The sequence below is a fragment of the Paenibacillus whitsoniae genome, from assembly GCF_003955665.1.
GTDB lineage: Bacteria > Bacillota > Bacilli > Paenibacillales > NBRC-103111 > Paenibacillus_E > Paenibacillus_E whitsoniae.
The window spans coordinates 211781-228193 of sequence record NZ_RXHU01000042.1 but is presented as its reverse complement, the minus strand read 5'-3'; the positions used below and the strand labels follow the sequence as shown (position 1 = coordinate 228193).

Genomic DNA, 16413 nt, shown 5'->3' with positions numbered 1-16413 from the left:
CTGCCCCATCGCTCCGCCGCCTTCGACTGCATACTTTCCGCTTCCCAAGAAAATACTACGTTTTGAGGTATTTTATGGGAAATTGTATAGACATACTCATCCACAAATCAAAAACACGGCAGGACTTAGTGATCGAATCCGTCCAAATCGGGTCGCTATCGTTCCGGATGGCGGGCTATGAATCCATCGTGAATTGGCAGGAAACGCTGACTGCTATCTCCCTATGCGCCGTTCCTTCCGAAGCTGGCTTTGAGGAAATTAGTCGCCAATTGCTTGGAAATCCATGGACAGAGGCGTCGATGAATGAACTGCTGCAGGGGAAAGTCGTGCTGGTTCAAGCGGACACAAACCTTGCCTTCAGCGTGCAGGGTAAGCTCAGATCGCTAATCAGGCCAATCGAATCGGCCCAGAACGAGCCGATGCTGTTTACGCCAGCGATTGCCTTCACGGAGCTGTTGGGTACGAATCTGGGGCTTATTCGAACCTCGCTGAAATCCGACGCTCTAGAAGTGGATGGCTTTCAGTTCCAAGGTGTAGGAACGAAGGAAGTGTCCCTGATCTATCTGGCGGGTTGCGTCGACCGTGAGTTGTTGGACAAGGTCAGACGCGCTTTGCGGAACGCGACTGCGCAGGAGCTTCGCGACGGACAGGATCTCAATCGGATTTTCGGATTTCATCGTTTTCATCTGCTGTCGCCGTACCATAAAACGGAAATTCCGATTCAAGCCATCGCCTCCATGATGCGTGGGCGGGTCGTGCTTCTGATTGACGGCGAGCCGACTGCGTATGTACTTCCGCTATTGTCCTGCGATTTTATTATGCTGGAAGGGGATAGGCAGTTTCCACTGTTTATCATGGTGGTGCTGCGGGCTTTGCGGCTGCTCAGTATCCTGGTCGCACTCCTGATGCCGGGCCTGTATGTTGCGCTGATTTCGGTCAATCCGGAAATGATGCGAATCGAGCTGGCACTCTCTGTAGCTACCAGTCGGATTGGCATACCATTGCCGACTTTCCTTGAAATGCTGATGCTTTTGCTGATCAGTGAAATCATTATTGAGGCTACCCAACGACTGCCTAGGGGCATCGCGGCGACAAACACACTAATAGGCGGGATCATTCTTGGGCAATCCATCGTCGAAGCCAATCTGGTCAGCAGCCTTGTGCTCATTGTCCTCTCTGCTTCCGTAACCGCTAATTTTGCCTTTCCTACCTATTTAAATACATTGGTCATCCGGCTGCTGCGATCGGGCATTGTTATTCTGTCCGGCATTTTCGGCATTATGGGACTATTTGCCGGGTTTATAGCTATCGGTTATTACGCTTGCAGCCTGGAGCGTTTCGGAGTGCCTTTCATGAGCTTTCTTTCGCCCAAGAAGCTTGGACAATGACCAATGAATCGAGGTGACGTGTGTGATGCATCGCTGGATTTCTACGATGACGGCCCCGATTTTTTTTATCGGGGCGCACTGCAGCATTCTGTTTATCGCCTATCCTAGAGCGATTTTGTCGACGACCAGTTATGGCCACTGGGAGCCGGCAACGGTCATCATGCTGATCGAGCTGGCGCTGATGCTGATTTTAATGAAAGGTTTGCGCAAAGGGAGCAATCGGGACTATGGCGACTTGTTTCTGCCGCTCGGCAGGTGGGTGGGCGCAGCGCTGCTGCTGCCGCTGACCTGCTATTTCATGTTGGTGCCGATTCTGGCGGTTCGCAGCTTTGCCGAGTTGATGATCATTGTGTTCATCGCCAATTCACCCATGTATGCTATTCTCGCGCTGCTCTGTCTGCTGATGTGGCTGGGGGCTTCGCTCGGCCCGCAAGGTATCATGCGGGCGAGCACGCTGATGACGCTCATTTTCTTTCCTGTGCTGCTGTTCGCCCTGCTGGCCTGTTTGACGAACACCAATTGGCCGCAAATCCGACCGCTGATCAATCCACATCTGCACTACCTGATGGAAAAAAATTTCTGACCACGCTATTCTCCATCTGTCCTTTCTTATTTCTCGGCATGCTGCCGCCTGTGTGCAAAGTTCGAGTCAAGCCAATGCTGTTGGGATGGGCGCTTATTGGCCTGCTGTACGTGTTTATTGTCTATCTACCGATTCTCGTTTATGGCGTGAATGCAGCGAGAATCATGAATTTTCCATTGATGACAAGTTTGGATTCCGTCAATATCACTTGGTCCATATTTGATCGTGTGTCTTTGTTCTATGCCGTTGCGCTGCTGGCTTTCGTCATGACGATATCGTCGTTTGCACTGTGGTCATGCGGCCTTCTGCTTCACAAGCTCGTGCCGGTCTGCAAGGAAACCTATATCAGAGGCGGACTGAGCTTGATTGTGTATGTGGCGGCCATGCTGATTCCGACGTGGGAGCGGTATGTGGAAATTTTCTCCTCGGATACGTGGCTGCGATTGGCGATTTTCGTGGTGATTCCGATTGCCGTCTATTTGTGCGGGAAGCGGATTGAGCGGCAAGGCAGGAAGCAGGTTGGGCTAAAATGATGCGCAAATTCCGCACGTTGCTTCTTCTCTGCGCGAGTACGATACTGCTGACGGGGTGTTGGGATATTAAAGATGTGAACCACCGCGTGCTGCCGATCGTCATGGGCGTGTCCTACGGGAAAACGGCCAAATACCGTGTCCACATCCAGCTTCCGCTGCCGATCAGCCGGGGGCTGAATTCCAAGGTTTATTACAAAGAGGCCGATACGATCAGCAAAGCTTTGACCGATATCGACACGGATATTGAATCCGGCATTGATTTTATGCATCTTCAACTGATTGTCTTGGATCGCCAGGTCGCCCTGGACGGTATACGGGAGGAGATCGCCTTTATAATGCGCAGCCAGCATATGCCGACGAAGGCGCTGCTTGCCGTTACCTCCGAGGATATCGGGGGATTTCTGAATCATACGGGCAAAGCGATTCAAACCGATGGCAGCGCAATGCTCAACTTTTTTAATAAAAATGCGGGTTGGAGTCCTGAGATTAATCTGGTCTATCTCTGGGAAATGTTCAGCGCCATCCATTCAGATACACAGGACGTGAGCATTCCGATCTTGCGTTCCGGCAAATCGACCATGATGGAGTTCATCGGTTCCGCCGTCATGTCGAAAGATAAAATGAAAGATGAAATCGTCAAGGAGCAGTCGCTCTTAGTGAATTTATTTGAAGAGCTGTTTCAGGGGTCTGTCATTCAAGTAACCCATCAGGCAAGTGTATCGATCATTAAATGTCAAAACCACATTCACACCGCTTGGGACGGGGATCGTCCCGTGCTGCGTATGCGGATGGAGCTAGGATTGCATCTCATCGAAAATAACGGCGAGCAGGGTGTGAAGCAAATTGAAACGGAATTTTCCAAAGATATGGAAAGTCGCTTTCAAGCATTGTTCCGGCAGCTGAAGGCTGCCGCGGTCGGACGTGCTCGGTACGGGCCAGTATTTTAGAGGCAAGCTTCCCTTTGAGCGGCTTCCTGACTGGCGGGAAGTGTATTATCCGCGTCTGCTAACCGAGATCGAGATTAAAAGCCGGATCACCAATATCGGGGATATTGTGGGAAATTAAAAGGACTTCACCTGATCATCCGTCAACATTCGAAAGATTTGATTATAGGCTTCCTTCTCCTGATGCTCTATAGTAATGATAGTGGTAGGTGACATGTCGCAACTGATCTCGGAGGAGGAGCATCATGAACGTTGAACGCATGGATGAAGCGCATTTGGAAGCGATCCTGTATCTCTGGAACGGGGAGTTGGCGGAAACATTTCCGATGAGGCGCAGGCTGCTCCAGCAAAATATCGCCGAAGACCGCAACTGGCTGCGCGAAGGGTCCTGGGTGGCGCTGGAGGAAGGGACGAAGCGTGTCATCGGCTTCGTTGTCGCGAAGATCGCACGCGAGGACGCCGTGCGTGCCGGCATTCCCCAGGGCCTGGGTTGGATCCAGGCCCATCTGGTAGACCGCGCGTACCGGGGACGGGGCGTCGGGCGCGCGCTGCTGTTTCGTGCCGAGGCCGCGCTGCGGGAGGCCGGCGCGAAGCGCATTCAGCTGGGCAATGACTTGCACAGCCGGATCTTTCCTGGCATTCCCGACGAGTTCGGGGATGCCAGGGCTTGGTATGAGCGGCAGGGCTACGCTTATCAGGAGACCGTGCACGACCTGCTGCACGCGTACGCTGCGGAGGAGGAAGTGCCGCTGCCCGCGGCGGCAGGGGCCGCTTTCCGCGTGGCGGAGCCCGCGGACCGGGAAGCGCTGCTCGCGTTCATGGCGCGCTGCTTTCCGGGCGCGTGGACGTACCAGCACCGCGACTACTGGGCGCGCGGCGGCACGGGCCGCGAGTTCGTCTTGCTTGAGCAGGGAGGCGCGATCGTCGGCTTCTGCCGCATGAACGACAGCGCCTCGCCGCTGCTCGCGCAGAACGTCTACTGGGCGCCGCTTTTTGACGGCGAGCTGGGCGGCATCGGGCCGCTCGGCATCGACGAAAGCTGCCGCGGCCTGAAGTATGGCATCTCGATCGTGCAAGCCGCGATCCATTATTTGCGCGAGCGAGGCGTGCGCCGCATCGTGATCGACACAACGCCGTTTGTCGATTTTTACGGCAAGCTGGGCTACCGCACCTGGAAAAGCTATGCGAAGTACGCCAAGGTGCTGGAATAGAGATGCGCGGCAGGTGTGCGCAATTCAAAAAGTCCTTCGCTCCCGTTAAGGGGGCGAGGGACTTTTTGCGTAATCAGTCTCGCTTCAGTAAAGCTGGCGATGCTGGAGTGAGGACCTGTCGAGGTGCACAGACAGATTCCTGCGAAAAGGCAGGAATCTTCTTTAAAAAGGGCGTTTTCAGCATCATGCCTGCAATAAAGCAGTTTTTTCGGATGTGATCGCCCTAAATAGAGGGAGCTAGCCCAAAATTCCTGCCAAATCGCAGGCATTTCTACAAATCAGGTAAGGATCGGGGAAGATTCCTGCCTTTTTGCAGGCTTAGATGCCCGAGCGCGGACATGCCGATCATTTGGCGCTGTAACTCGCTCTTGCGCTCCGCCCGCCACCCACCGGGGCTTGTCATCCCCTCGCGAGCCTCACTTAATGCCGACTATTCAGCCGGCGAAACTCACTCGGCGTGATCCCCGTGTGCTTCTTGAACACGCGATTAAACGAAGCGGCGGTGTAGTAGCCGATCAGCGAGGCGATCTCCTGGATTTTCAGGTCGGTATCGCGCAGCATGTCCATCGCTTTATTCATTCGCACGGTAAAAATATAGTCGGAAAAGTTCGTACCCGTTTTTTCCTTGAAATAGGTGGACAGGTAAGGCCCTGTAATGCCGAGCTTCGCCGAAATCGCATCCAGCGACAAATCTTCGCCAAAATTCGACTCCACGTACTCCATGACGAACTTGGTCATAACGTCGGTTTCGGATTTTTTGTCTTGAATGGCTTCCCCCGAACGCTTCAGGAACCAGTGGAAAAAATCCTTGTACTGCTCCAAAGTGTAGCAAGCCTTCAGATGATCGTACGGTGAGCCTTTGTCCGAGAACGCCTGAATGGAGATGTTCTGGGCGTACATCATTTTAATCGTTTTGTTCACGACATCCTGCGCAAAGTCCTGGAACTGCCAAGCCAGCGCCCCCGCTTTCGCGAGCTGATCCAGCAGCCGGTCCACGAGCGGCAGGGTGACCGAATCCGATCCGGCCTGGAGGTTGGCGACAAGCTCGCCCTCTTCGGACGGCGTCGGGATCATGAGCGCAGGCTGCGGCTCCCATTCGGTGATCACCTGCACGCCTTCGCCGAGCTTCCGCTGCCGGATCAGCTCCAACGCGTTCTGGTACGCCTCCACGAAATCGGAGGAGTGCGCGTGGATCGGACTCGGGACGATCGTGAAATTGCAGAAGACGCTGTCGGTTGCCAGGGTGTGCACAAGCGCGTCGAAGTCGGCGGCGTGCCGGTCTTCGTCTTCTTTTTCAATAAAGAGAATGGATAGAATTTGGTCTTTCTCGATCTGAAACGTCAGCGATTCACTGTGCAATTTGGCAAAATGCAAGTCAATCAACTCACGATACGTATTGAACGCGCGATGATGCACGTTGGCGAATTCGGCGAGCAGCTGCGCTTTGAAATCGATTTGAAACAGGATCAGTTTGAACGGCCGGTTGGCGTCCACCGAGGTGAGCAGCTGCGCGCCTTTGCCGTGAATGTTTTTGAGCCTGGTCATATAGGCGAACTGCTGGAGCAGCGAGTTTTTGGAGTGCAGATCGTTGTGCAGCACGTTGAATTCCTTAATACGGCTTTTGCCTAGCAGGGGGAGGCCGACGCCATAGTTCTCGATGGAGCGCAGCAGGCTGGCGAGCGGATTATGAAATCGTTTGGCGATAAAGGTAGATACAGCCAACGAGATCAGCAAGGAAAGGAACAGCAGTACAGCCATGATCGCATTCAAATGGCGAAGCTGCTTGGCGAGCCCTTTGTCGGACACGGATTCGATATAGGTAAGTCCGGTTTCCGCACTCGTTTTATAGAAATAGTACGCGCCCCCAATTCGTTCGTACCCATCCCCCTTCTTCGCCATCAAGCCAGGCGGCAGTTCGATCCCGCTCTCCGAGGTGAAAACAAGCTGACGGCCGTCCCAAATCATGAACTGGCTTTCCGGCTGCGGTTGATGAAACGATTCGTACAGCGCCCTGCTCTTCATCAATACGATAAACGCAAAATTATGTTCAAAAGACCCTTTCACAAGAATCGGCATCAGGGTACCGAGCGATTTGCGTTCAAAGGCCGTCTCGGAGGTGAACGGGGCTGAAGGGTAGATTTTGAAACTGTCTGTGCCCTCCAATTCTTGGTTCCAGAAATTGACGCCGTAGGCCGGCTGCACATAAAACTTGCCGAACATGGTGGCGGCGTCCCGGGTACCGTCTTTTTCAATCACAAAACCGCTGTCCTTATAGTAGTAGATAATGTTCTCCAGATAGAGGAGCGAGTTGTTCAAGGAATGCTGCAGCTCGTACTGTGCTTTGACGACGGTATCGTAGTGCGACAGCGGGTTGCCGTTTTTCAAAATTTCCGTATCGGTCCCGAAGAGATAGCCGACCATGTAGCTGCGAATGAGCCGGATATGCTTCTCGTAGTTTGCGACAGTTGTATTCAGGTTCATCGCGCTGTTCAAGATGATTTCATCTTTAATGCGATTGCGGAAGAAGGAGTAGGACCATGCGTGAATCGAGAGAAGCAGCACAATAATGGAAATGAAACTGATAAGCAAGGTGTAAAAGAGAGAGACCTGATTCTGGTTTCTTGTCCGAATTCGTGTAATCCACTTCATCGTGTCATTCCTTCCAGGGTGCATTGTTAATCTTTCATTAAGTATAGCACGGCAAACTAGGGGCGATTCAATACGCAGAGTTTAATAAACTTATCCAATCTTCGGACAGGCGGAAAACGGTGAACGATCCGAAGCATGCCTAATTGTCGAGGAGGGCCGTCTCAAGGTACAGTTTGAGCATAGCTAGATCACCCAGACTGGAGGCCAAGGCATGCAGCGATTCCAAACAAGATGGAATAACAGCAAATATTTATTGATCCTGTTTTTGCCGGCACTACTTTATTACGTGATGTTTAAGTACGTGCCTATGTTCGGCATTATGATTTCGTTTAAAGACTACAACACATTCAAGGGGGTGTGGGCGAGCGAATGGGTAGGCTTCAAATACTACTCCTTGTTCTTCCATAGTCCGGATTTTCTCAAATTAGTGAAAAATACCGTGCTGCTCGGGTTGTACAAAGTCATCTTCGGCTTCCCGGCGCCGATTATTCTGGCGCTTCTCTTAAACGAAGTTCGCCAAGCGGTCCTCAAGCGGTTCGTGCAGACGATCTCCTATTTGCCGCATTTTATCTCGAATGTCGTGGTTGTAAGCATGATGTTCCTCTTCCTATCGCCGACGAGCGGGGTCATCAATAAGGTGATCAAGCTGTTCGGCAGCGATGCGGTGAACTTTATGCAAAATGAACATTATTTCCGCGCGATCTACGTGCTTTCGGAAATTTGGCAGCATGTCGGCTGGGAAACGATCATTTATTTGGCAGCGCTGAGCGCTATCGACCCGCAGCTCTATGAAGCCGCACGCGTCGACGGGGCCAGTCGCAAGCACCAGCTGCTGCATATTACGCTGCCAGGTATTCGGCCGGCGATTATCATTCTATTTATTTTGAACATCGGCCATGTGCTGGATATTGGGTTTGAGAAGGTACTGCTGATGCAAAATCCATCGATTTACGCAACGGCCGACGTGCTTTCGACTTATGTGTACCGGACAGGGATTCAGTCCATGAATTACAGTTACGGCACGACGATTGATTTGTTTACGAGCGTCATTAATCTGATTTTTATTTTAACGGCAAACTGGATTAGCCGAAAGACGAGCGAGACAAGCTTGTGGTAGAGGGAGAGGAGGCTTGGCTGTGAAACCTAAATTTGGATGGTTCGATGTTGTATTGTATCTAATCTTGCTCGGTGTGGTGCTTTCCGCACTCTATCCGTTCGTGTATATGATTGCGGTTTCATTCAGCGGTGTCGTCCCGGTCTTGAAAGGGCAGGTGTGGCTGTGGCCGAAGGAGTTCAATGTGGCTACGTATGCATCGGTGTTTGAAAAACCGGAAATCGGACGCGCTTACCTGAACACGATTTTATATACGGCGCTCGGCACAGTGATCTCCCTGTTAGTGACGGGGGCGGGCGCTTATGCGCTATCCAAAAAGCATTTGATTTTTCAGAAGGGCTTTATGATTATGATCGTCATTACGCTGTTTTTTAGCGGGGGGATGATCCCGACGTTCCTCGTCGTGCGCAGCTATCATCTGATCGATACGATCTGGGCGATGATTCTGCCTACGGCGGTCAGTTCGTGGAACTTGATTGTGATGCGCACGTTTTTCTCGGGCATTCCGCAAGAGGTAGAGGAGTCCGGGAAATTAGACGGGCTAACGGACATCGGCATCTTTTTCAGGTTGGTGCTCCCGCTCTCCAAAGCGATTCTCGCCACGATCGGGCTGTTTTACGGCGTTGCGATCTGGAACAACTTCTTCTCCGCGCTCCTGTATTTACGGGATGCCGATTTATTCCCGCTTCAAGTCATCGTGCGCAACATGGTGCTGCAAGGTCAAGGCACAGGCGCCGGCAATATCGGCGGCGATACGCTGATTGTCGATGAAGCGATCAAATACGCAGCGATTATTATTACGACCGTTCCCATCCTGCTGGTCTACCCGTTCCTGCAAAAGTATTTTGCGAAGGGCGCGTTAATCGGGTCGATCAAAGGTTAACATAAAGTTAGGGGAAGCAAGGAAAAGAGCAAGGGGCAAGCGAATTTAAGACAATTAGGGAGAGTGGGGCAAGTATGAAGAAAAAGTCAGCCGTGATGTTAGCAACCATGATGAGCGTGAGCCTGATCGTGGGTGCGTGTTCCAAAGAAACAAGCGACGTGAAGCCTTCAGGGGCACCAGCAGATTCAGCACCGGCAACAGCATCATCTGCGCCGAAAGAAATGACGTTCAAATTCCTCGATTACAGCAACCCAAGCTGGCCTTATGATGCAAACTGGAAAGTGTGGTCGTACATTAAAGAGAAAACGGGCGTGAAGCTCGACGTTCAACTGCCTCCCGGCAACCTGCTTGAGGATGCGCTCAGTATGACGGTCGCTTCGGGAGATATGCCGGACCTGATGTGGACGCAAAGTAAAGCGATTGCCGATAAATTCGGTCAACAGGGCGCGTTGGTCAATATTTTGGATTATGTGAACGACATGCCGAACCTGAAAGCCTGGATGGCGAAATACCCGACAGAAGCGCAAAACGTCCTTTCCTCCGACGGCAAAATGTACGAGCTCCCGAACGAAGGCTTGGGCGAATCGAACCGCCGCACGTGGATGTACCGGGAAGACGTGTTCAAGAAGCTCGGCTTGCAAACGCCGAATACGTGGGACGAGCTGTACGACGTGCTCAAGAAGCTGAAAGCCGAATACCCGGACAGCTACCCGCTGACGTTCCGCAACGGCCTTCGTTACTTATTCGACTTTGGCGCAAGCTTCAACGTGCCGGCTGAGGTAGAGAAACGCAAAGCGAGTGTCTACTTCGACAAAGCGTCGAACCAATGGAAATATGCGCCGATTCAAGAAGAATACAAAACGATGCTGACCTACCTGAACAAATTCTACAAAGAAAACCTGATTCCGAAAGACTTCCTGACGATCGATACGAAAATGTGGCAGGACATTGTATCCACGAACCGTGCATTCGTCACGCTGGATTACATCGGCCGCATCGACTTCTATAACAGTGCGCTGCGCAAAGATAACCCGCAGTTCACGATGAACTTTATGGCGCCGCCTGCCGGTGTGCCAGGTGTAAGGAAGAATGCGTACACCTCGTTCACGGAAGAGGGCTTCATGGTTTCTTCAAAGTCGAAGAATATTAAGGATGTCATGAAATTTCTGGATTTCTTCTACTCGGAAGATGGCAAGAAGCTTGTTTCTTGGGGCAAGGAGGGTGAGACGGCGAAGGGGAATGCGTTTGTCGACAAGTACACCGACATCGCTGACATGAGAAAGAAAACCGGTCTGTCCACAGATGGCACGTATACTTGGTTTGATTTTAACGCGCACATCTCAGTGTCCTCGCCGGAGCTGCAAAATGCTTATAAAGAAGCCGTGAAATATGACGGCGACAAGAACGTCTCACTGGCGTTCTCGCTGGATGAGCAGCAAGTGCTCAGCACGAAAGGCGATTCGCTCAACGCCAATCGTGATGAGAACTTTGCGAAATTTATCATGGGCACGCGCAGCTTCAGCGAGTGGGATAAATTTATCGACGAGCAGAAGAAGCTCGGTTACGATGACATCGTGAATATTTATAAAAAAGCGTTTGATCGCGCTCAAGCTGCTGTGAAAAAATAAGGCAGTACCGCCAATCTCAAAGCCCCGTTGCAATAGCGGGGCTTCTATTTTACCTACAGAAAGGAAGATTCGTGATGGCTTTACAACGATGGAAGACTCCATTGTCCGGCATCCTTGCCTCGCTGCTGCTCGCCAGCTTACTTCTGGCGCTCTTGCCTCAGCCGGTTGCCCGGGCGGCCGTGCAGTCTTTTCCGATTTCCCTGCAGCTGAACAATATGGATTCGGCGACGAATTCGACCGGCGATACGGTGGGAACGGCAGGCGTAGCCGTCGTGGCGAACACGTACGGCGATTATGTGAAGGAGGGCACAGGCTCGAAGAAGTGGCTGCTCGCCTTCAAAGATGGCAATAATGTCGATACAGCCGGCTCGGCGCTCATTTATCCGAAGCTGGCGCCGAACGTCGATTTGAACGGTTACGCTACATTGAAAGTGTGGGCGTACTCCGTGAAGGCGAGAACCGGCGATCAGGCGGAGAAGCCGATTCAGATCCGTTTTTTTATGAAAGGCGATTCCCAATATTACTATTACCGCCTGCCGCTTGACTGGACGGGCTGGAAAGAAATCGAAGTACCGCTTAGCGTCGTGCAGAGCCAGAAGAGCAGCGATTCCGTCAAAGCATGGGGGCCGCTTGATTATATCCGCTTCGATCAGGCAGGTGTTTCGGGCACGACGCTTGATCTTGGCTTGCAGATTTATTTGGACGACCTGCGGCTGACGAACGATGCGGAAGTGCATCCCGTGACGGTCGACAAGCCGTCGGGCGAGTATGTCAACAAAGTAACAGTCAGCTTGTCTTCGCTGACGAAGCCGTCCGTGCTGGCAAAGCTTTATTATAAGCGGATAGGCATAGACAGCGCATTTCAGCTGTACACGGGTCCGCTAACGCTGACCTCCGACACGACGTTGGTGACGAAATCGTCGCTGAACAATGTGGACAGCGAGGAAACGACGTATCAGTACACGCTTGTGTATCGCGATTTTGTTGAAAATGTAACCGCTTCGCCGCCGGCCGGTACGTATGCGGAGGCTAAGACGGTAGCGCTCGCTTCAGCAACCGTTGGCGCAGCCGTGTACTATAAAGTGGAAGGCGTAGACAGCACGTATAAGCTGTATACGACACCGCTGCTCGTCGATCATTCGCAGACTATTGTGACGAAGGCTGAAGAGGGCGGCAAAGTGAGCGAAGAGATCAGTCACGCGTATACGATCGACCTGTCCGGCAGCAGTTCGACGCCGATCGGCGATACGGAAACATTCACGGGCTGGACGAATACAACACCTGTGACGACGCCTGCGGTGCTGGGTGCGAAGGCCGGTCGTTGGACGGATCCAACGACAGCGATTAACATTACCGGCATTACGGCACCATGGCAGCAGAACGACCAGATCGAATTCTGGCTGTATTCGGGCAAGGCATCGGGGAAAAAGGTTTATTTTATCCTGGACTGTGACGTAGACAGCACTTCAAGCTTTGATTACTTCATGTCGTCCTTTTATGTAGATTGGGTAGGATGGAAAAAGATTGAGATTCCGTTTAATAAAATGCTGAACTCGACAGGAATGGCGGATTTCACGAACTTCCGCAAGATCATTATTCATCCGAAATGGTATGACTCCGACCCGGCGCCGGACCCAATGGATGAGCTCTATTTTGACAACTTTGCATTGGCCAAAAATGCGGTGGAACCTTCCATCAAGCAGATCGATAAAAGCGCACTGCCAGGCAGCACCGTGCACTACACGTTCTCGCTGAAAAATATCAGCGAAGCCTCGACGGCGTACGGTATCGCACCGAAGAAGACATTCGGTGCGGGCTACACCGCAAATGTCGTGCTGACGACGCCGATTGTCGCGAAAGGCGCGGAGACGGACGTTGACGTCGAGGTGCAAGTACCGGCTGGAGCGCAGGCCGGAGATACGTTGAAAGCCAGTTATATCGTCACTCCGCTGCAGGGCGGCAAAGCCGTGACGATAGAGCTGGGGCTGAAGGTTGGTGCGCCGAGGGTTGCAACCAAGCAGCATCCGTACATCATGGCGTCGCAGACGCAGCTGGATGAAGCTAGAGCGAAGATTGCAAGCTTCGGCTGGGCGCAGGATTACTTGAACGCGATCAAAATGAAAGCCGACAGTTGGCTGGACAAAACGGTGTACTATCCGTCGAAGCCGGCGGGCGAGAGCACGCTGTACGTGTGCGGAGATACGCCGCTTGTGTTCGACTACGACAAACCGTTCGAGCACTTATGCCCGAAGGACAATACATGGGTCAAAGGCGATGCCGTTGATGCCGCTTGGCGGTTCACCGCCCATACGGTCAACATCGAGGCGGTTCGCAACCTCGCCATGACGTATGCGCTGAGCGGAGACACGCGTTATGCGGTGAAAGCGAAAGACATGCTTCTGCATTACGCAGAGCTGTATCCGAGCTATTCCATGCAGGCGCTGAACGGCAGACTGTACTATCAGTCGCTGGACGAAGCGGTGCAAATGATCGAGCTCGTGCAGGCGTACGATTTGATCGAGCCGAGCGGCTTATTCAATGCAGCTGAGAAGTACAATGTCGAGCAGAATTTGTTTGCGCCATCGGCGAAGACGCTGCAAGGCTACGATGTCGGGAAATCCAATTGGCAAACTTGGCATAATGCCGCCATTGGCGCGATCGGCGCCGCTTTGGAGGATCGGACGCTAATGGACTTCTCTGTCTCGGGCCGAAGCGGGTTCAACTTCCAGATGGCGAACAGCGTATTGTCCGATGGATTCTGGTACGAAGGGGCCATCGGCTACCATTTCTACGCACAGTCGGCGCTTTTCTTCCATGCGCAGGCATTGAAGAATATGGGGTATGATTTGTTCGCGAACGCGAATTTTAAAAAGACGTTCGATGTCACCTTGCAGTACGCATTCCCGGACCTCGGCATCATTAACAGCAATGACTCTGGCAAGTATCCGACCAGCTTGGCGGCGCCGGGCCGGGTTGTGCCGATGGACTACGAAGGTGTCTACGCGGAGTATAATGACCCGACGTATGGGGCGCTGCTGAGCAAGCTGTATAACGATAAAGGCCGGGTACGGGGCGGATTTGTGGTGCCGGGGAATACCGGTTCTGGTATCGCTGGGGAGCAGGCGGTTTTCTACGGAAAATCGGTCATTCCGGCAGGCGGTACGCTGACTTCGGCGAGCAATAATTTCACGGGACTGGGTCACTCGGTTATTCGGGCAGGTACTGGTGACGATCAACTGTACACCCTGGTCGATTATGGTCTGCATGGCGGCTACCATGGGCATCCGGATCTCTTGCATTTGGAAGTGTTCGGCATGGGCGAGCGTTTGGCGCCGGATCTCGGCATTCCGCCTTACAGCAATTCGATGTACACGACGTATTATAAAAAGACGTTCTCCCACAACACCGTAGCGGTGGACGGCGACACGCAGGCGACGCCGATGGTGAACAATGTGGAAGTGTATGAGCCGACGAAGCTGTTCCTGCAAGCGGGACCGCTTGGTATTATGACCAACTCGGCTAAAAAAGCGTATGATGGTTTGAACCGCTATGAGCGGACGGTTGCGGTGACGAAAGACTATGTCATCGATCTGTTCTCGGTTGGTTCGGAGACTGAAAGGCAGTATGACTGGATTTTGCATGGGATGGGCGACTTTACGCCGGGTACGGAGATGGCGCCGTTTACGGGACCGCTGGGTACGAAAGATGCGTATCCGTTTTTCCGGAATGGCAAGTCGGTCGGCCTGACCGGCAGCTGGGAAGGCGCCTGGAAAACGGCGAACGGCAACGGGCTCAAGCTGTTCAGCTTGACGAGCTCGCAGGATTCTCCTTCGACGATGATCGTCGGCGAAGCGCCGGGGCCGGGCAATGATACCAGCGTGTACACGCCGACCTTGGTCAATCGTGTCGTCGGCAAGCGTGCGCAGTTTGTCAGCGTGCTGGAACCGTACAGAGGCACGAGCGGGATTGCGAGCGTAACGAAAACGGATGCTTCCCATGTGGAAGTGAAGCTGAAGGACGGCCGTAAGCAGCTGTTCTACTATAACAGCGAGGCGGAAGCTGCCGGTGAGCTGCAGTACTACTTCGTCGACGGCAGGCTGTATGCGTCGGACAGCGTTGCGGTAACGTCGAGCTTGAACGGTGGCGAGCTCAGTCTGACAGCCGGGCTGACGGATGTCGACAGCTTGACGGCGGTCGCTTATGCACCGGCAGTGACGAAGGTGCTGCTCAATGGTACGGAAGTGCCGTTCACGACGGACAACGGCTTTGTGATGGTGAGCGTGAGTAAGGGAACGGATCCGGGCACAACGGATCCAGGCACGACCGATCCAGGCACGACAGGTCCGGGCTCGACCGACCCAGGCGACTTCACCCCGCAACCGTCTTCTCCATCGGGGCCGTCTGCACCAGCGACGAACGATGCTCATTCTGAGAAGCAGTTGGCGGTCGGTGAAAGCGGTCAGTTGGCGCTGACAAAGGAACTGGTCGTACAGATTCCTGCGGGAGCCATGCCTCAAGCGACGAAATACGTGGTCGAGAAGCTGAGCGATCCTGCTGTCATTGATGGGCTGCTTAAGGGCGGGGTTGAAGCGCTCAGCCCGATTTTCGAAATTACGAAAGATCAGGCCGGCCAGTTCGCCGTGCCGATCAAACTAGTGTTTACGTTCGATCCAGCGAAAGTGAAGCAAGGACAGAGGCCATCGGTTCATTACTACGATGAGACGAAGAAAGTATGGGTGGACATGGGCGGTACGGTCAATGGCGATACCATTGAAGTGTCCTCCAACCATTTGACCAAATTCGCTGTGCTGAACGTGGAGGCGACAACGTCCGAGCAGCCGGTTCTGTCTGACATTGCCCTTCACTGGGCGGCAGCGGATATTCGGGCGGCAGTGAAAGCCGGCATCGTGCACGGGTATGAGGACGACAGCTTCAAGCCGGATCAGACCGTGTCCCGTGCGGAGTTCGTCGTGCTGCTGATGAACGCGCTGCATCCCGGCGTAGAGCCGGCGCAGCTGACGGCCTACGCCGATCAGGCCAGCATCGGCGCCTGGGCGCAGCCGGCGATTGCGCTAGCCGCTCAGCTCAAGCTGGTGAGCGGCTATGAAGACGGCAGCTTCCGCCCGGGCGCAGAGCTGACGAGAGCGCAGCTGGCCGTGATGCTGGCCAGCGCACTGGGCGCTTCGCCGAAGGACGGTGCGCAGCTGAAGTTCACGGACAGCGCCGACATCCCGGCGTGGGCGTTGTCCAGCGCAGCTGTGGTGCAGGAGCAGGGCCTCATGCAGGGCTATGAGGGAGGCCGCTTCGCCCCAGGCAAGACGGCGACGCGCGCCGAAGCGGTTGTGGTCATTAACCGCTTGCTGGAAAGCCTGAAACCGTAAGCTTAAGGAAAAAGAAGGTACAGCTAGCCTCGCAAGTCGGGGCGCTGTACCTTCTTTTTTTCGTACGACCTCATGGCTAATTGGGCGAACCTGCATTTT

10 protein-coding genes are annotated in these 16413 nt (G+C 53.4%); 9 read left to right on the top strand and 1 reads right to left on the bottom strand.

The window, feature by feature from the left end:
- Positions 1–128: 128 nt before the first annotated feature.
- From EJQ19_RS15645 to EJQ19_RS15625, 5 genes are all read left to right on the top strand, one after another.
- Positions 129–1388, top strand: coding sequence for a spore germination protein (locus tag EJQ19_RS15645; protein WP_164716572.1), 1260 nt, complete (start codon positions 129–131; stop codon positions 1386–1388).
- A 25-nt stretch (positions 1389–1413) separates the two neighbouring features.
- Entirely contained in the window at positions 1414–1971 is a 558-nt protein-coding gene (locus EJQ19_RS32860) for a GerAB/ArcD/ProY family transporter (RefSeq protein ID WP_126142159.1), read from the top strand.
- 38 nt (positions 1972–2009) lie between these two features.
- Entirely contained in the window at positions 2010–2504 is a 495-nt protein-coding gene (locus EJQ19_RS32855; protein ID WP_126142158.1) for a GerAB/ArcD/ProY family transporter, read from the top strand.
- Positions 2501–3451 (top strand): Ger(x)C family spore germination protein, encoded by a 951-nt coding sequence (locus EJQ19_RS15630; protein WP_126142157.1) that lies wholly within the window; start codon positions 2501–2503, stop codon positions 3449–3451. The genes EJQ19_RS32855 and EJQ19_RS15630 overlap by 4 nt, the downstream gene beginning before the upstream one ends.
- 242 nt (positions 3452–3693) lie before the next feature.
- Positions 3694–4659 (top strand): GNAT family N-acetyltransferase, encoded by a 966-nt coding sequence (locus tag EJQ19_RS15625; protein ID WP_126142156.1) that lies wholly within the window; start codon positions 3694–3696, stop codon positions 4657–4659.
- A 420-nt stretch (positions 4660–5079) separates the two neighbouring features.
- On the opposite strand, the gene EJQ19_RS15620 is transcribed toward EJQ19_RS15625, so the two are convergent.
- Positions 5080–7308 carry a helix-turn-helix domain-containing protein gene (locus tag EJQ19_RS15620; protein ID WP_164716570.1) on the bottom strand — a complete coding sequence of 743 codons (2229 nt, stop codon included), beginning with the start codon at positions 7306–7308 and terminating at the stop codon, positions 5080–5082.
- 211 nt (positions 7309–7519) lie between these two features.
- Here EJQ19_RS15620 and EJQ19_RS15615 point away from each other — a divergent pair, with 211 nt between their 5' ends.
- The 4 genes from EJQ19_RS15615 to EJQ19_RS15600 all read left to right on the top strand — a co-directional run bounded on the left by EJQ19_RS15615 (position 7520) and on the right by EJQ19_RS15600 (position 16314).
- Complete coding sequence (locus EJQ19_RS15615; protein WP_126142154.1) at positions 7520–8425, top strand: ABC transporter permease; 906 nt, start codon at positions 7520–7522, stop codon at positions 8423–8425.
- Positions 8426–8444: 19 nt separating this feature from the next.
- The gene (locus EJQ19_RS15610; protein WP_126142153.1) at positions 8445–9305 is read left to right on the top strand and encodes a carbohydrate ABC transporter permease; all 861 of its coding nucleotides are present in this window, start codon (positions 8445–8447) and stop codon (positions 9303–9305) included.
- A gap of 74 nt (positions 9306–9379) precedes the next feature.
- On the top strand, positions 9380–10933 hold the full coding sequence (locus EJQ19_RS15605; protein WP_126142152.1) for an extracellular solute-binding protein: 1554 nt from the start codon (positions 9380–9382) through the stop codon (positions 10931–10933).
- A gap of 74 nt (positions 10934–11007) precedes the next feature.
- Positions 11008–16314, top strand: coding sequence for an S-layer homology domain-containing protein (locus EJQ19_RS15600; protein ID WP_126142151.1), 5307 nt, complete (start codon positions 11008–11010; stop codon positions 16312–16314).
- Positions 16315–16413: the final 99 nt, after the last annotated feature.

Coding starts and splice junctions, on each gene's coding strand:
- EJQ19_RS32860 (WP_126142159.1), top strand. CDS start 1,414: ATGCATCGCTGGATTTCTACGATGACGGCCCCGATTTTTTTTATCGGG.
- EJQ19_RS32855 (WP_126142158.1), top strand. CDS start 2,010: ATGCTGCCGCCTGTGTGCAAAGTTCGAGTCAAGCCAATGCTGTTGGGA.
- EJQ19_RS15630 (WP_126142157.1), top strand. CDS start 2,501: ATGATGCGCAAATTCCGCACGTTGCTTCTTCTCTGCGCGAGTACGATA.
- EJQ19_RS15625 (WP_126142156.1), top strand. CDS start 3,694: ATGAACGTTGAACGCATGGATGAAGCGCATTTGGAAGCGATCCTGTAT.
- EJQ19_RS15620 (WP_164716570.1), bottom strand. CDS start 7,308: ATGAAGTGGATTACACGAATTCGGACAAGAAACCAGAATCAGGTCTCT.
- EJQ19_RS15615 (WP_126142154.1), top strand. CDS start 7,520: ATGCAGCGATTCCAAACAAGATGGAATAACAGCAAATATTTATTGATC.
- EJQ19_RS15605 (WP_126142152.1), top strand. CDS start 9,380: ATGAAGAAAAAGTCAGCCGTGATGTTAGCAACCATGATGAGCGTGAGC.
- EJQ19_RS15600 (WP_126142151.1), top strand. CDS start 11,008: ATGGCTTTACAACGATGGAAGACTCCATTGTCCGGCATCCTTGCCTCG.